Annotated in this window: 14 protein-coding genes; 10 read left to right on the plus strand and 4 right to left on the minus strand. The window is 73.0% G+C overall.

Annotated elements, in window-relative coordinates; genetic code table 11:
- The first annotated feature begins 106 nt into the window (after window positions 1–106).
- The 3 genes from ACFVIM_RS12470 to ACFVIM_RS12480 all read left to right on the plus strand — a co-directional run bounded on the left by ACFVIM_RS12470 (window position 107) and on the right by ACFVIM_RS12480 (window position 2758).
- The gene (locus ACFVIM_RS12470; RefSeq protein ID WP_384300659.1) at window positions 107–1432 is read left to right on the plus strand and encodes a M20/M25/M40 family metallo-hydrolase; all 1326 of its coding nucleotides are present in this window, start codon (window positions 107–109) and stop codon (window positions 1430–1432) included.
- Between the two features lie 180 nt (window positions 1433–1612).
- On the plus strand, window positions 1613–1846 hold the full coding sequence (locus ACFVIM_RS12475) for a chaplin (RefSeq protein ID WP_384300660.1): 234 nt from the start codon (window positions 1613–1615) through the stop codon (window positions 1844–1846).
- A gap of 153 nt (window positions 1847–1999) precedes the next feature.
- Window positions 2000–2758 (plus strand): chaplin, encoded by a 759-nt coding sequence (locus tag ACFVIM_RS12480; protein ID WP_384300661.1) that lies wholly within the window; start codon window positions 2000–2002, stop codon window positions 2756–2758.
- Between the two features lie 128 nt (window positions 2759–2886).
- Here ACFVIM_RS12480 and ACFVIM_RS12485 read toward each other — a convergent pair whose 3' ends face one another.
- Window positions 2887–3075, minus strand: a complete 189-nt coding sequence (locus ACFVIM_RS12485) for a DUF5703 family protein (RefSeq protein ID WP_006350169.1) — start codon at window positions 3073–3075, stop codon at window positions 2887–2889.
- Window positions 3076–3122: 47 nt separating this feature from the next.
- Between ACFVIM_RS12485 and ACFVIM_RS12490 the strand changes: the two genes are divergently transcribed.
- Complete coding sequence (locus tag ACFVIM_RS12490) at window positions 3123–3785, plus strand: hypothetical protein (RefSeq protein ID WP_384300662.1); 663 nt, start codon at window positions 3123–3125, stop codon at window positions 3783–3785.
- 181 nt (window positions 3786–3966) lie between these two features.
- On the opposite strand, the gene ACFVIM_RS12495 is transcribed toward ACFVIM_RS12490, so the two are convergent.
- The gene (locus ACFVIM_RS12495) at window positions 3967–6342 is read right to left on the minus strand and encodes a helix-hairpin-helix domain-containing protein (protein ID WP_384300671.1); all 2376 of its coding nucleotides are present in this window, start codon (window positions 6340–6342) and stop codon (window positions 3967–3969) included.
- A gap of 95 nt (window positions 6343–6437) precedes the next feature.
- Window positions 6438–7418, minus strand: a complete 981-nt coding sequence (locus ACFVIM_RS12500; protein ID WP_384300663.1) for an aldo/keto reductase — start codon at window positions 7416–7418, stop codon at window positions 6438–6440.
- 154 nt (window positions 7419–7572) lie between these two features.
- Between ACFVIM_RS12500 and ACFVIM_RS12505 the strand changes: the two genes are divergently transcribed.
- Together ACFVIM_RS12505 and ACFVIM_RS12510 are read left to right on the plus strand one after the other, a co-directional pair.
- Entirely contained in the window at window positions 7573–8622 is a 1050-nt protein-coding gene (locus tag ACFVIM_RS12505; protein ID WP_384300664.1) for an LLM class F420-dependent oxidoreductase, read from the plus strand.
- A 224-nt stretch (window positions 8623–8846) separates the two neighbouring features.
- The gene (locus tag ACFVIM_RS12510) at window positions 8847–9632 is read left to right on the plus strand and encodes a ferritin-like domain-containing protein (protein WP_384300665.1); all 786 of its coding nucleotides are present in this window, start codon (window positions 8847–8849) and stop codon (window positions 9630–9632) included.
- A gap of 160 nt (window positions 9633–9792) precedes the next feature.
- On the opposite strand, the gene corA is transcribed toward ACFVIM_RS12510, so the two are convergent.
- Window positions 9793–10782, minus strand: coding sequence for a magnesium/cobalt transporter CorA (gene corA, locus ACFVIM_RS12515; protein WP_384300666.1), 990 nt, complete (start codon window positions 10780–10782; stop codon window positions 9793–9795).
- A gap of 95 nt (window positions 10783–10877) precedes the next feature.
- Here corA and ACFVIM_RS12520 point away from each other — a divergent pair, with 95 nt between their 5' ends.
- From ACFVIM_RS12520 to mshC, 4 genes are all read left to right on the plus strand, one after another.
- A complete protein-coding gene (locus ACFVIM_RS12520) occupies window positions 10878–11573 on the plus strand; it encodes a histidine phosphatase family protein (protein WP_384300667.1) in 696 nt (231 codons plus the stop codon).
- Between the two features lie 110 nt (window positions 11574–11683).
- A complete protein-coding gene (locus ACFVIM_RS12525) occupies window positions 11684–12274 on the plus strand; it encodes a DUF3090 domain-containing protein (protein WP_384300668.1) in 591 nt (196 codons plus the stop codon).
- A complete protein-coding gene (locus ACFVIM_RS12530) occupies window positions 12238–13071 on the plus strand; it encodes an SCO1664 family protein (protein ID WP_384300669.1) in 834 nt (277 codons plus the stop codon). The genes ACFVIM_RS12525 and ACFVIM_RS12530 overlap by 37 nt, the downstream gene beginning before the upstream one ends.
- A gap of 575 nt (window positions 13072–13646) precedes the next feature.
- Window positions 13647–14876, plus strand: a complete 1230-nt coding sequence (gene mshC, locus ACFVIM_RS12535; protein ID WP_384300670.1) for a cysteine--1-D-myo-inosityl 2-amino-2-deoxy-alpha-D-glucopyranoside ligase — start codon at window positions 13647–13649, stop codon at window positions 14874–14876.
- The last annotated feature ends 23 nt before the right edge of the window (window positions 14877–14899 follow it).

A 14899-nucleotide genomic window follows, 5' to 3' on the forward strand; every position in this document is an offset into this window, starting at 1 on the left:
CCGGATCGGCGCCGCCCTTGGGGTGAGGGGTGTGCGCGGGGGAGGATGGCGGGTGGATGCATGGAATGGACAAGCCACCACCAGCAGCGATGTGGGAGGAATCAGCGTGAGCGAGTCGCACACGGCCGCTGCCGTCTCCGGCGAGGACGAGGTCGTCGACCTCTGCCGCGAGCTGATCCGGATCGATACGAGCAACTACGGCGACCACTCGGGGCCCGGCGAGCGCGCGGCCGCCGAGTACGTGGCCGAGAAGCTCGCCGAGGTCGGACTGGAGCCGAAGATCTTCGAGTCGCACCCGGGGCGGGCCTCCACGGTGGCCCGGATCGAGGGGGAGGACCCCTCGCGCCCCGCGCTGCTGATCCACGGACACACCGATGTCGTCCCCGCGAACGCCGCGGACTGGACGCACGACCCCTTCTCCGGGGAGATCGCCGACGGCTGTGTCTGGGGGCGGGGCGCCGTCGACATGAAGGACATGGACGCCATGACGCTCGCCGTCGTCCGGGACCGGCTGCGCAGCGGTCGCAAGCCACCGCGCGACATCGTGCTGGCCTTCCTCGCCGACGAGGAGGCGGGCGGCACCTACGGCGCACGGTACCTGGTCGACAAGCACCCTGATCTGTTCGAGGGTGTCACCGAGGCCATCGGCGAGGTCGGCGGCTTCTCCTTCACGGTCAACGAGCAGCTGCGGCTCTATCTGGTCGAGACCGCCCAGAAGGGCATGCACTGGATGCGCCTGACCGTGGACGGCACCGCGGGCCACGGCTCCATGACCAACGACGACAACGCCATCACCGAGCTGTGCGAGGCCGTCGGGCGGCTGGGGCGGCACACCTGGCCGGTGCGGATGACCAAGACCGTGCGGTCGTTCCTGGACGAGCTGTCGGACGCCCTCGGCACCCCGCTCGACCCCGAGGACATGGACGCCACCCTGGCCAAGCTGGGCGGTATCGCCAAGATGATCGGCGCGACCCTGCGCAACTCCGCCGCACCCACCATGCTCGGCGCGGGGTACAAGGTGAACGTCATCCCCGGCCAGGCCACCGCCCATGTCGACGGACGCTTCCTGCCCGGGTACGAGGAGGAGTTCCTCGCCGACCTCGACCGGCTGCTCGGCCCCCGGGTCCGGCGCGAGGACGTGCACGGGGACAAGGCGCTGGAGACCAGCTTCGACGGGGATCTGGTGGACGCCATCCAGGGCGCGCTGCGGGCCGAGGACCCGATCGCCCGTGCCGTCCCGTACATGCTCTCCGGCGGCACCGACGCCAAGTCCTTCGACGACCTCGGGATCCGCTGCTTCGGCTTCGCGCCGCTGAAGCTGCCGCCGGAGCTGGACTTCGCGGGAATGTTCCACGGCGTGGACGAGCGGGTCCCGGTGGACGGGCTGAAGTTCGGCGTCCGGGTGCTCGACCGCTTTATCGACGCCTGCTGACGGATCTCCGCCCACCCGTCCCGGACGTACCCGGGTGGGCGGAAACTCCAATAATCGTCACTATGTACGCCCTTGACTGAAACGGGTGAAAGGAACTACAGAGACGTTCCCCCTTTTCCCCCTCCTCGTTACAGGTGGTGCGGTCCGCGGCTGGGACCGCATTGCCTACGAGGAGGAACAATGATCAAGAAGGTCGCCGCCGCCGCGGCTGCCGCGGGCGGTCTGATGCTCGCCGGTGCCGGCGTTGCCATGGCCGACGCGGGCGCCCACGGTGCGGCCGTGGGCTCTCCGGGCGTCGTCTCCGGAAATGTCATCCAGGTGCCCGTCAATGTGCCGGTGAACCTGTGCGGCAACACGATCGATGTCGTCGGGATCCTGAACCCCGCCTTCGGAAACACCTGCGTCAGCTCTTGATGCTGTGATCACGGCCCGTCGGGCCGGCTGTCTGAACCAACGGGGCGGTCCCGGAGCGTGTCATGCGCGCTTCGGGGCCGCCCGGCATTTCCGCACCCGGGCGCAGCGCCCGGAGGTATTCCGGTGATCCGGAAGAAGGCAGGGAAGCGACCTATGCGACAGGTCACACGCAAGGGCTTGATCACCATGGCGGCGGCGGGCGGCGCCATCGCCCTGGGCGGCACCTACGCCCAGGCGGACGCCGGGGCGCACGGGGGTGCCTCGCACTCCCCGGGTGTGCTGTCGGGGAACTCGGTCCAGGTGCCGGTGAGCGTTCCGGTGAACGCGTGCGGCAACTCCGTGAACGCGGCCGGGCTGCTCAACCCCACATTCGGCAACAGATGCGTCACCGAGTCGGGAGGCGCCGCCCATGCCGGTACCCTCCCGGGCCACTCCGGGCCCGTGGGCTCCCCGGGGGCACCGGCCGCCGTGCCGGTCACCGGCGGCGGCGCCCAGGCCAGCGGAGTCGCGGCGAACTCGCCCGGCGTCGGCTCGGGCAACCAGGTCCAGGCCCCGGTCGACGTGCCGGTCAACGCCTGCGGCAACTCCGCCGATGTCGTCGGGCTGCTCAACCCGGCGTTCGGCAACGGCTGCGCCCGGGAGAGCGTGCCCCCGACCGTGCACACGCCCGCGCCGCCCCCGCCGCATGTGCCGGGCAAGAACGTGCCGCAGCCGCCGGTGGACAAGCGGGTCCCCACTCCGCGGCCCCCCGCCGCCGTGGCGGAGCCCCCGGCCCCGGCACCCGCCCCCGCCGACCAGCCCGCCGAACTGGCCAGCACCGGCATGGACGGACTCGGACTGGTCCTCCCGGCGGGCGCGGGCATGCTCCTGGCGGGCGCCGTCCTCTACCGTCGCTCCCGCTCGGCCGCCTGAGCGCGCTCAGGCGTTCCGTACGCGACCGTACGCCCCCGCCGGTGGCGTCGGCGTCTGTGTCGGAGTACGGCGGTACGAGGCGGTACGACAGATGGGCCCCGCTCCGGCGGGGCCCATTCCTTGTGAGATCACCATGTGGCGCGCAACTGGCGGATGATGCGCCGCCGCAGCCGCACCCTGCGGCTGCCGTCCCGGTGCAGCGTCAGTCGGTCCAACTCCCAGTGGCCGTACTCGGCATGGTCGGTCAGCAGGCGCGTGGCCTCCTTGCGGGAGACCCCGCGGGGCACGTACACGTCGACGAATTCGTATTCCGGCATCGCATCTATTGTGCGGGCACCCACCAGCTACGGATAGCGTCTGCACTATGTCTGATGCTGCGCAGCCCACCGCTGCCGAGGTACGTGCCGCCGCCGAGGCGGTCAAAGCCGCACTGGACCGTCACCTCGCGGCGGTCGAGAACCGCACGGGAGAGGACGACCCGGCCGTCTACGACGCGTTCAACGCCCTGGCCGCGGCCGCCGAGGCGTACGACGAACGCCTCTACGACCGCTATGACGAGGTGACCCCCTTCGAGATCCCTGGCGCCGACGACGCGCTCCCGCCCTACGCGGGCCCCGAGGAGCCGAACGCCCTCAGCGTGCTGATCCGCCGTGACTACGCGGTGGTCGAACCCCAGCGGCTGCTCGCACAGGCACAGCGCGTGTCCGACGCCGATCCCGATGAGGAGCGCCCCGAGCGGGGCCGGTCCGCCGCGGCCGGCGTCCACAGCGCGCTCGGCGTCCTCTTCGGGGAGTTCGAACCCGACGAGATCGCCTCCCGGCACAAGGAGTTCGGGCTGGAGGAGGGCGACTCCACCCTCTGGGTCTCGGTCACGGACGATCTCCCCGAGCCCGGCGAATGGCTCAGCGCGCCCTTCGAGCAGGTGGACCCGCAGCGGGTGGTCTGCCGCTTCGACGTCAGCGCCGTCTTCGACGAGGACGACCTCGGTGATGACCTGGACGATCTCGACGACGACAGGCCGCGCTGACCCTCGCCTGCCCGCCGGACCAGGCCCCGTCCTCCCGACCCACCCCGGGAGAACGGGGCCTGTGGCATGTCGGCCCCGTGACCGCGGGCCCACCCCGGCCTCGCCGGGCCGTCGTCGCCATGATCCGCCCAGCCCCAGCCTCAGCGTCTGCGGCGCCCTGGTTGTCGGCCCCCGAACCGAGTCAGGCCGGAGGGGTCAGCAACCGGGGCAGTCGGGTGGTGCGGGCGGCCGGGGGCTGTGACACCGCGTGCAGGAGGGCCTGTTCCACCCCGTGGACCACGGACAGATGCCGCACCCCCCGGCTGAACGCCGTGTACACCCAGGGGCGGCTCAGACCGGGTGCCGCGTCCCCCGGCAGCACCACCACGACGGCGGGCCAGCGCAGCGCCGCCGCCTGGTGCGCCGTCAGCGCCCAGCCGTGCCGGAGCGTGGCCGCGACCCTCTCCCGGGGCACGGTGACCCGCCCCCCTCCCTCACGGTCGAGCAGCAGACCGTCGGCGTCGGCCGAGACCACCCGGCAGGGCAGGGTCCGGCCGGGAGCGGGGGTGTAGGCGACCCGGTCGCCCGGGTCGAACCCCCCGAACCGGCCGGGGCCCGGGTTGAGCCGCTGCTTCAGCGCCGCGTTCAGCGCCCGGGTCCCGGCCGCCCCGCCATGGCCCACGGTGATCACCTGGGTCTGGTCGGCGGGCACCCCGATCGCCCGCGGCACCGAGTCGGCGACCAGCTGCACCGTCCGGTGCACCGCCTCCCCCGGTTCCCGTACGGGCACGATGACGACCTCCTTGGCGGGGGCCGCGACCGCGTTCAGCTCGCCGATGCCGATACCGGAGACCAGCTCGCCGATCGGGCCCGGGTCCGGGACCCGGGAGGCGACCCGGGGGCAGACCTTGGCCGCCAGCAGATCCGCGAGGACCTGGCCCGCGCCCGCCGGGCCAAGACCGTGCGGATCGCCGCTGAGCACCAGCCGCGCGCCGTCCGGCAGCGACTCCACCAGCATCGCCGCGCTCTCCACATCCAGCAGGGACGCGTCCAGAACCACCAGCAGATCGAGCGCCAGCGCGCCCTCCTCGTCCCGCGCCGGGCCCTCGGCGCCCGCCAGCAGCCCCGCGAGGGTGACCGCGCCCGCCGGACGGGGTCCCCCTTCGCCCAAGGTCGCCACGGTGGCCCGCAGCCCCAGCGCCCGGGCGGCCTCGGCCAGGGCCAGCGGCTCGGCGCGGGACGCCTCGCCGCCGGTGTGGACCACCAGCGCCCCGGCGGCGACCGCACGGACCAGATCGGCCGGACCGGCCTGGTCCCAGCGAGCGTCGGGGCCGCTCCGGGCGAGCCGGGCGAGGCCGTCGGCGAGACTCTCCTCCGCCATCGCGTAGCGGTCGAGGCCCAGCAGTACCGGACGGTCCGGGGCACCCGCCGGTCCGTCGGCGGCGGGGCCGCCCTCCTGCGGGCCGTCCCCTTCCGGATGGCCTTCCTCCATACCGCCGCCCTCGGTGCCGCCCTCGGCGCCGTCGTCGAAGAGCAGGACGAGGCCCTCGGCCACCGCGTGCCCCAGGGCCTCATCGGGGTCGGGTACCGCGCGCTCGGCGAGCGCGGCACGCAGGACGGTGGCGTCCAGCGCCGTGTGGCCCTGCCGGGCCGCCGCCTCCAGCCGCCAGATGACCAACGCGGCCGTACGGCGCTCGTCGCCGGGTCCGCAGTCGCCGCCGAGCAGGGCACGGGCGAAGCCGTCCGCCTGGTCGGGCTGGACCCCGGGCACCGACAGCAATTGCCAGGGGTCCTCCTGGAGCAGCGCCACCGCGCGCTCCCCGAGCGTCTCGACCACCCCCGCCGCGAGTGACTCCGGGGCACCGCCCCGGCTCAGAACGTGCCGCACCGCGGCGGCGGTCTCCGGGGAGACGCTCACGGCCGCCGGAGCGGGCGGCGTCAGCGGAGGGGCCGCCGGGGCCGGGGCGGCGGCCGGGGGTGTGGCACTGATGCTGCTCCTGGGCAGCGCCGGCGCCGAAGGAGCGGGGGCGGCCGGCGCCGCGGGCGGGAAGAAGGCCCCGCCGGACCGCTCGCCGCTCTCCACGGCCCGGACCGCGGCCAGCAGGTCGGCCGCGCTGCCGCTCAGCTTGCCCCCGCTGGTGAGGGGCCCCTCCTTCGCCGCCTTCCGTCGCTCGATCCGCTCCCTCAGCTCCCGCTGGGCGGCCAGCTCGGCCTGCGCCTCGCTCAGCTCCTGGCCCTCGGCTTGGACACCGTCCTGGCCGCTGTTCTGGTCGCTGTCCTGCCTCAAGGCGGCGGTGCCTTCGCCCGTCTCCGTGTCGGAGTGGGCTTCGGCTGTGGTCTCGGGTTCGGCCCCGGACCTGGTGGCGGTCGGGGCTTCGGTCGCGGACTCGGTCCTCGACGCGGTCGCGGAGGCAGAGCCTGAGCCGGAGTCCGCTTCCGAGTGCGCCCCGGAGTGCGTGCCGGGAGGCGTCCGTCCGTCGGAACCGTCGCCGGAGTCCTCTTCCGGGGCCGTCTCCCGCGGAGAGTCCGCGTCCGGTCCGGCCGACGGCGCGCCGTCCGCCGCGTCCGCGAGGGCCATGGCGTCCTTCTCGGGCCCTTCCGCCACGGGCGGCGGGGGCTCCGCCCCGGCGGGGGTGTCCTCGGGCGCGGGGGTGGGGGCCCCGGAAGGCGCGGTCACAACGTGCTCCAGTCCTGGTCGGGATAGCGGTGCACCGGGGCCGACACATCGTCGAGCGCCCGGCGGATCTCGTCAGGAAGCGTAAGTGCCTCCACTGACAGCGCCGCCGCCAGCTGTTTGGCGGTGCGGGCGCCGACGACCGGCGCGACGACTCCGGGGCGGTCCCTGACCCAGGCGAGCGCCACATGGAGGGGGGTCGAGGCCAGACCGTCGGCCGCCGTCATCACGGCGTCCACGATGCTGTCGGCCGTCTCGTCGAGATAGGGCTCCACAAAGGGCCCCAGCAGTTCCGAGGCGCCCCGCGAGTCCGCCGGAGTCCCGTGGCGGTACTTGCCGGTGAGGACCCCGCGTCCGAGCGGTGACGACGGCAGCAGGCCCACTCCGAGGTCGAGCGCGGCGGGCAGCACCTCCCGCTCCACGCCCCGTTGCAGCAGGGAGTACTCCATCTGTGTGCTGGCCAGACGGGTACGGCCGGGGGCCGCGAGCTGCCAGGTGGCGGCCTTGGCGAGTTGCCAGCCGCAGAAGTTGGAGATGCCCGCGTACCGCGCGCGGCCGCTGCTGACGGCCAGGTCCAGCGCCTGGAGTGTCTCCTCCAGCGGGGTCTCCGGGTCGAAGGCGTGGATCTGCCAGAGGTCCACATAGTCCGTGCCGAGCCGGGAGAGGGAGGCGTCCAGGGCCGCGAGGAGGTGCCCGCGAGAGCCGTCGAAGCGGCGGTCGGGGTCCGGCACGCTGCCCGCCTTGGTCGCTATGACCAGGTCACCGCGGGGCACCAGCCGCTCGACCAGACGGCCGAGCAGGAACTCGGCCTCACCGCCGCCGTAGACATCGGCGGTGTCGACCAGCGTGCCGCCCTCCCCCCAGAACGTCTTGAGCTGGTCCGCCGCGTCCTGCTCGCCGGTGTCACGGCCCCAGGTGAGAGTGCCGAGCCCGATCCGGGACACGCGCAGGCCGGTGCGGCCGAGATACCTCTGCTCCATGAGCGCTGACACTACTGGCCGGGACTGTGGGGCGAGCGAACCTGTGGACAACCGGCGCACGGCCGATGGCGGCCGGGACCCCCTGCCGCTCCGCCGCCGACCGCGCTAGAGTCCCCGGCGACAGCGACGTTACTGATGAGTAAGGGGAGTGGTCATGCGGCTCGGCATCAACCTCGGCTACTGGGGCGCGGGGATGGACAGCGACAATCTCGCCGTCGCCAAGGAGGCCGACCGGCTCGGCTACGACGTCTGCTGGGCCGCCGAGGCCTATGGTTCGGACGCTCCGACCGTGCTGACCTGGGTCGCGGCCCAGACCGAGCGGATCGACGTCGGTTCGGCGATCATGCAGATCCCGGCCAGGCAGCCCGCGATGACCGCCATGACGGCGGCCACCCTCGACTCGCTCTCCGGCGGCCGGTTCCGGCTCGGCCTCGGCGTCTCCGGGCCCCAGGTCTCCGAGGGCTGGTACGGCGTGACGTTCGACAAGCCCCTCTCGCGTACCAGGGAGTACGTCGACATCGTCCGCAAGGCGATGCGGCGCGAGCGCCTGACCCACGAGGGTGAGCACTGGACCCTGCCCCTGCCCGGTGGCCCCGGCAAGCCGATCAAGCTCACGGTCCACCCGCAGCGCGAGCACATTCCGCTCTATATCGCGGCCATCGGCCCCAGGAACCTGGAGCAGACCGGTGAGATCGCCGACGGCGCCCTGCTGATCTTCCCCTCCGCCGCCCATCTGGAGGAGACCGCCCTGAGCCCGCTGCGGGCGGGCCGCGCGAAGGCCGGGAAGACCATGGAGGGCTTCGACGTCTGTCCGACCGTGCCGCTGGCGGTGGGCGCCGATGTCACCGCGCTGGCCGACACGTTCCGCCCGTACACCGCGCTGTACGTGGGAGGGATGGGCAGCCGGAAGCAGAACTTCTACAACCGGCTCGCCGGGCGGATGGGGTACGAGAAGGAGGCCGCCGAGATCCAGGACAAGTACCTGGCCGGGGACAAGGCGGGCGCGGCGGCGGCCGTGCCGCACGAACTGATCGACTCGACCACGCTGCTCGGGCCGGTGGAGCGGATCGCGGACGGGATGCGGGCGTACGCGGAGGCCGGGGTCACCACGCTGACGCTCTCGCCCGCCGGGTTCACGCTGGAGGAGCGGCTCGTGGCGCTGCGGGCGGGCGTCGAGGCCCTGGAGCACGCCGGTCTCGCCTGACCGCCGTCATCCCGGCCGCGCCGCCGTCGGCCCGCCGCCCGTCTGACGGGACGCCCCGGCCGGGCGGCGGCGGGCCCGGCCGGGCGCCGTCCGGAGCTGGCGTCCGGCCGGGGCCACCCCGGGCATCTCCCCCATTCGGCGGAGTTTGTCCGGTCCAGCTGTTGCCTTCCCTCCCGTACCGCGTGTGAGGCTTTCTCTGCGGATGTCTACCGGAGGTGGCAGTGATGCTCTCGGCCCGGAACCTGTTCCAGGAGATCCTCGACACGGACAACAGCTATCAGCTCTTCTGTTCCATAGCCGCCAGCGGAGAGGCGCAGGGAGGCTGGGAGAACGCCCGGATCGCCGCCCTCGTGCCCGCGGGTATGCGTACCCTCGCGCCGAAGATCACCCGGCATGGCGCGGACGAGGACAAGCACGGGCGCATCTTCAACGCGCTCCTGAAGAAGCGCGGACTCGACCCCGTGCCCGTGCCGCCGGAGGCCGACTACACGATGCTCCTGGAGGCGCGGGGGATCGGGCTCACCCATGACAAGCTCCGCCGGGACGAGCCGCTGACGGACGAGGACATCGTCGTCTACCTCGCCCACAGCAGGGTCACCGAGCAGCGGGCGGCCGACCAGATGGACATGCTGGTGCGCTTCTTCGGGGACCACCCCGAGGTCGGCAGGGCGGTCCGGATGATCTGCCAGGACGAGGACAACCATCTCGCCTACTGCCATGAGGAGCTGCTGCGGCTCGCGGCACAGGGCCACGGCCGCACCATCCAGCGGGTGCTGCGGGAGAGCGCCCTCGCCGAGATCGTGGTCTACCGCGATGTCAGCCTGGCCGTGATGGCGCATATGGGCCGGCTGCTGCGCTGGCCGAAGGCGAAGTCGGTCACGCTCGCCACGGGCATCCACGCGATGTACGCGTACGAACGGCTCGGCGGCTGGCGCCGGATGGTCACCCTGGCCATGCCGGAACGCAGGGGAGCGCTGGACGGCCCGCCGACCGCCGCGCCCGCGGTCTGAACCCTCCCGGGCCCGTCGGGAACCCGTCCCCGGCCCCCAGGTGCCTCCGCGGCCGTGCGAACGCGGGATGACGTTCCCCGGCCGCTCCGTGCCCCCGGCCGCCCCGCGCTCCCCATCACCCCGCGCTCCCCATCACCCCGCGCTCCCCATCACGTCGTGCTCAGAGCCAGCCACGCCGTTTGAAGAGACGGAACAGCCCGAACACCACCCCCGCCATCAGCAGCAGGGCGCCCGGATACCCCCAGGTCCAGCCCAGCTCCGGCATGTGCTCGAAGTTCATCCCGTAGACGCCCGCTACCAGGGTGGGGACCGCCGCCATGGCGGCCCAGGCCGAGATCTTGCGCATGTCGTCGTTCTGCCGGACGCCCTGCTGGGCGAGATGGGCGGCGAGAATGTCCGACAACAGCCGGTCGAGGCTGTCGATCTGCTCGTTGGCACGTGTCAGATGGTCGCTGACATCCCGGAAGAACGGCTGGGACCGCTCGTGGACGAACGGGATGCCCGGCCCCGCCAGCCGTGCCATGGGACCCGTCAGCGGTCCGCTCGCCCGCCGGAACTCCAGCACCTGCCGCTTGAAGACGTAGATCCGCGCCGCCGTGCCCCCGCCGCCGCCCGACGGGGCGAAGACGGACTCCTCCAGTTCCTCCAGATCCGACTGGAGCTCGCCGGCCACCTCCATGTAGTGCTCGACCACGGAGTCCGTGACCGCGTACAGCACCGACGTGGGGCCACGGGCCAGCACCGAGGGAGCCGCCTCAAGCCGCTGGCGTACGGAGGCCAGCGGTGAGCCCTGGCCGTGGCGCACCGTCACCACGAACGCGTCGCCGAGGAAGAGCATCAGCTCGCCCGTGGTGACGGTGTCGCTCCGCGGCTCGTACAGCACCGGTTTGACGACCACGAACAGCGAGTCGTCGTAGATCTCCAGCTTGGGCCGCTGATGCGCGCGCAGCGCGTCCTTGACCGCCAGCGGGTGGAGGCCGAACTCCGTGGTGACCAGTTCGAACTCCTCCGCCGTCGGCTCGTACATCCCGATCCACAGGAACGCGTCACCGTACGCCCTGGCCGTCTCCAGCGCGGTGGAGAAGTCGTCCGGGCCCTCGATGCGCCGCCCTTGGCGGTAGATGGCGCAGTCGACGATCACGGTGCGCATTCTTCCGCGCGCCCCCAGGAAGCGCACTCCGGGACCGGCGGGCGGGGAAGGGTGTGCCCGGCCGGATCCGGAAGGGAGGGCCTAGGCTGGCGGGCATGGCGACCCTCATCCTCGTACGGCACGGACGCTCCACGGCGAACACCTCGGCCGTACTCGCGGGCTGGACCCCCGGGGTCCGACTCGACCCCCAGGGCGCCGCGCAGGCCGCCTCGCTCCCCGCCCGTCTCGCCTCCTTGCCGCTCGCCGCGCTCGTGAGCAGCCCGCTGGAGCGCTGTCTCCAGACCCTGGCCCCCCTGGTCGAGGCCCGGCCGGAACTGGAGCTGGTGACCGATGAGCGGATCGGCGAGTGTCATTACGGTGACTGGTCCGGACGCAAGCTCCGGGAGCTGGCCGACGACCCGCTGATGGAGACCGTCCAGAACCACCCCTCCTCCGTGACCTTCCCCGGCGGCGAGTCCATGCGCGCCATGCAGGCACGCGCCGTGGACGCCGTCCGTGACTGGAACGCGCGGGTGGAGGCGGCGCACGGCGAGGACGCGGTCTACGCGATGTGCTCACATGGCGACATCATCAAAGCGGTGATCGCGGACGCTCTCGGCGTCCATCTCGATCTGTTCCAGCGGATCCATGTGGAACCGTGTTCCGTGACAGCGATCCGCTACACCCGTACCCGCCCGTTTCTGCTGCGCCTCGGGGACACCGGTGAGCTGGGCTCCTTGGCGCCGCGCGGCGACGGCGCCACGGGCGGTGACGGGGGAGCCGTGGTGGGTGGTGGCACGGGCGCCCCGTGATCGCCGGGCGCAGTAGGGTGGACGGGCCGAAAGCCGGTAAGACCTCCGGCACGGCGGCCCGTCCACGCCGTCCGTGCTGATCGTTTCCGAATCTTCGAGGGAGACAGAACGTGTCCCGTCAGGTGTTCCTCTACGATCCGCCGGACCGTTTCGTGGCCGGTACGGTCGGGTTGCCTGGACGTCGTACGTTCTTCCTACAGGCGTCGGCCGCGGGCCGCGTCACCAGCGTCGCCCTGGAGAAGACCCAGGTCGCCGCGCTCGCCGAGCGGATCGACGAACTGCTCGACGAGGTGGTCCGCCGTACCGGGGGCAACGCGCCGGTGCCCGCCGTCGCGCCCGCGGACATCGCCGACACCGCGCCCCTCGACGCACCCGTCGAGGAGGAGTTCCGTGTCGGAACCATGGCCCTGGCCTGGGACGGCGAGGAGCAGCGCATGATCGTCGAGGCCCAGGCGCTGGTCGAACTGGACGCGGACTCCGAGGAGGACCTCGCGGAGGCCGAGGAGCGGCTGCTCCAGGACGAGGAGAACGGCCCCCCGATGCTGCGCGTCCGCCTGACCGGCGCGCAGGCCAGGGCCTTCGCCAAACGGGCCCTCGACGTGGTGAACGCCGGGCGTCCCCCCTGTCCGCTGTGCAGTCTGCCCCTCGATCCGGAAGGACACGTATGCCCGCGCCAGAACGGATACCGCCGAGGAGCCTGACATCTCTGGAGCTGCTCACCCACGGTGAGCTGACCGTCCGCGGCCGGATCCGCGAGGCGTCGAACGCGGTGCTGTTCTGTTCGGTGACGTACGAGGGCGAGGAAGCCTCCTGCGTCTACAAGCCCGTCGCCGGGGAGCGCCCCCTGTGGGATTTCCCGGACGGCACCCTCGCCGAGCGCGAGGTGGCGGCGTACGAGATCTCCGAGGCGCTCGGCTGGCGTCTGGTACCGCCCACCGTCCTGCGGGACGGCCCCTACGGCCGGGGGATGGTCCAGCTCTGGATCGAGGCCGACGGCGACACCGAGGCGCCGGGCTCCTCCCTGCTGGCGCTGGTCGAGGGCGACACCCCGGGCGACGGGTGGAAGGCGGTCGGGTTCGCCGACGTCGGTGAGGGGCGCACGGCCCTGCTGGTCCACGCGGACGACGCCCGGTTGCGGCGGCTGGCCGTCCTGGACGCGGTGATCAACAACGGTGACCGCAAGGGCGGGCATCTGCTGCCCGCGCCGGACGGCGCGCTCTACGCGATCGACCACGGGGTCACCTTCCACACCGACGACAAGCTCCGGACGCTGTTGTGGGGTTGGGCGGGGGAGCCCCTGACGGCAGAGGCCCGCACGGCCCTGGACACGCTGGCGACGGCCCTCGCGGACGACGGCCCGCTCCTCACCCGGCTGGCGCAACTGCTGACCCCGGCCGAGGTGACGGCGGTCGTCACCAGGGTGGCGGCGATGCGGAGGACCGGCAGACACCCGGTCCCGTCCGGGGAGTGGCCCGCGATCCCCTGGCCGCCGGTCTGAGCCCGTATCCGTACGGACGGGTGCCCGGCCGCGTCACCGGCCCCGCGTCCTGACCCGGGGCCTTGACCCGGTGCGGAGGACGCCGCCGTCCGCGGGGAGGTGGGCCCCAAGGCCCCCGGGGCCCGCATCCGCCACCACCCGGCCCTTTCGGTCCGGCCTCGTGACGTGGTCGCGCCCGGTCACGTCATTCCGCACCCCGTCCTCGGCCGGGCGCCCACCCCCCCGGCCCCGGCCGGGCCCCTCCGGCCGACCGCCGTCCGCGTCGTGCTCCCCGCCGGGCCGGGGAACTCCATCACCACCACCACCGCCTCCGCCGACGGGCCCGCGCGGCGCGGTTCTCCCCGGCCCGGTCACTCCGTACCCATCCCGCGCCCACCGCCGCCCAGGGCCCACCTCCCGGAGCGCGGCGACCGTCGGCCACGCGCGGAGGGCGCCCCACCGCCCCGCTGACCCACCCGCACCACGGGGCTCCCGCCCTCACCTGCACAGACGGCGCCAGATCGCAAGAGCGCCAAACGAGCCAACCGGCGTGATCCGGTTCGTATCCGGACACGGCATCCGGTTAGGCTCAATGCATGCATGCCTGGCCCGCTTCTGAGGTCCCCGCCCTGCCCGGCAAGGGCCGCGACCTCCGGATCCACGACACCGCGACCGGAGGTCTGGTTGACCTCGCCCCCGGTCCCGTCGCCCGTATCTACGTCTGCGGCATCACCCCGTACGACGCGACCCACATGGGTCACGCGGCGACCTACAACGCGTTCGACCTCGTGCAGCGCGTGTGGCTCGACACCAAGCGGCAGGTCCACTACGTCCAGAACGTCACCGACATCGACGATCCGCTGCTGGAGCGGGCCGTCCGGGACGGACACGACTGGTCCGCCCTCGCCGAGCGCGAGACCGCGCTCTTCCGCGAGGACATGACGGCCCTGCGGATGCTTCCGCCCCGGGAGTACATAGGGGCCGTCGAGTCCATACCGAGCATCGTCCCCCTGGTGGAACGGCTGCGTGACGCCGGAGCCGCCTACGAACTCGACGGCGACGTCTACTTCTCGGTCGAGGCCGACCCGCACTTCGGTGAGGTCTCCCGGCTCGACGCCGAGGCCATGCGGCTGCTCTCGGCCGAGCGTGGCGGCGACCCCGAGCGCCCCGGCAAGAAGAACCCGATCGACCCCCTGCTCTGGCAGGCGGCCCGCGACGGCGAGCCGCGCTGGGACGGCGCCAGCCTCGGCCCCGGACGGCCCGGCTGGCACATCGAGTGCGTCGCCATCGCCCTGGACCACCTCGGCATGGGCTTCGACATCCAGGGCGGCGGCTCCGACCTGGTCTTCCCGCACCACGAGATGGGCGCCTCGCACGCGCAGGCGCTGACCGGGGAACACCCCTTCGCGCGGACCTACGTCCACGCGGGCATGGTCGGTCTGCACGGCGAGAAGATGTCCAAGTCCCGGGGCAACCTGGTCTTCGTCTCGGCGCTGCGCCGCGACGGCGTCGACCCGGCGGCCATCCGGCTCGCGCTGCTGTCCCACCACTACCGGGCCGACTGGGAGTGGACCGACCAGGTCCTCCAGGACGCCGTGGACCGGCTGGCGCGCTGGCGCTCGGCCGTGTCGCGCCCGGACGGACCGTCCGCCGACGCCCTGGTGGAGGAGGTGCGCGAGGCGCTCGCCCAGGACCTCGACGCGCCCGCCGCCCTGGCGGCCGTCGACCGGTGGGCCGCGCTCCAGCACACCGAGGGCGGTACGGACGAGGGTGCGCCCGGTCTGGTGTCGCGCGCCGTCGACGCCCTCCTGGGTGTCGCGCTCTGACCCACGCGCCATGAGATGAGGGG

Source organism: Streptomyces sp. NPDC057638, assembly GCF_042800315.1.
Classification (GTDB): domain Bacteria; phylum Actinomycetota; class Actinomycetes; order Streptomycetales; family Streptomycetaceae; genus Streptomyces.

Bases quoted from the DNA above. Each gene is read 5' to 3' on its own strand.
- ACFVIM_RS12520 (WP_384300667.1), top strand. From the start codon at position 10,878: ATGGCGACCCTCATCCTCGTACGGCACGGACGCTCCACGGCGAACACC.
- corA (WP_384300666.1), bottom strand. From the start codon at position 10,782: ATGCGCACCGTGATCGTCGACTGCGCCATCTACCGCCAAGGGCGGCGC.
- ACFVIM_RS12485 (WP_006350169.1), bottom strand. From the start codon at position 3,075: ATGCCGGAATACGAATTCGTCGACGTGTACGTGCCCCGCGGGGTCTCC.
- ACFVIM_RS12530 (WP_384300669.1), top strand. From the start codon at position 12,238: ATGCCCGCGCCAGAACGGATACCGCCGAGGAGCCTGACATCTCTGGAG.
- ACFVIM_RS12500 (WP_384300663.1), bottom strand. From the start codon at position 7,418: ATGGAGCAGAGGTATCTCGGCCGCACCGGCCTGCGCGTGTCCCGGATC.
- ACFVIM_RS12475 (WP_384300660.1), top strand. From the start codon at position 1,613: ATGATCAAGAAGGTCGCCGCCGCCGCGGCTGCCGCGGGCGGTCTGATG.
- ACFVIM_RS12495 (WP_384300671.1), bottom strand. From the start codon at position 6,342: ATGGCCCTCGCGGACGCGGCGGACGGCGCGCCGTCGGCCGGACCGGAC.
- ACFVIM_RS12490 (WP_384300662.1), top strand. From the start codon at position 3,123: ATGTCTGATGCTGCGCAGCCCACCGCTGCCGAGGTACGTGCCGCCGCC.
- ACFVIM_RS12505 (WP_384300664.1), top strand. From the start codon at position 7,573: ATGCGGCTCGGCATCAACCTCGGCTACTGGGGCGCGGGGATGGACAGC.
- mshC (WP_384300670.1), top strand. From the start codon at position 13,647: ATGCATGCCTGGCCCGCTTCTGAGGTCCCCGCCCTGCCCGGCAAGGGC.
- ACFVIM_RS12480 (WP_384300661.1), top strand. From the start codon at position 2,000: ATGCGACAGGTCACACGCAAGGGCTTGATCACCATGGCGGCGGCGGGC.
- ACFVIM_RS12510 (WP_384300665.1), top strand. From the start codon at position 8,847: ATGCTCTCGGCCCGGAACCTGTTCCAGGAGATCCTCGACACGGACAAC.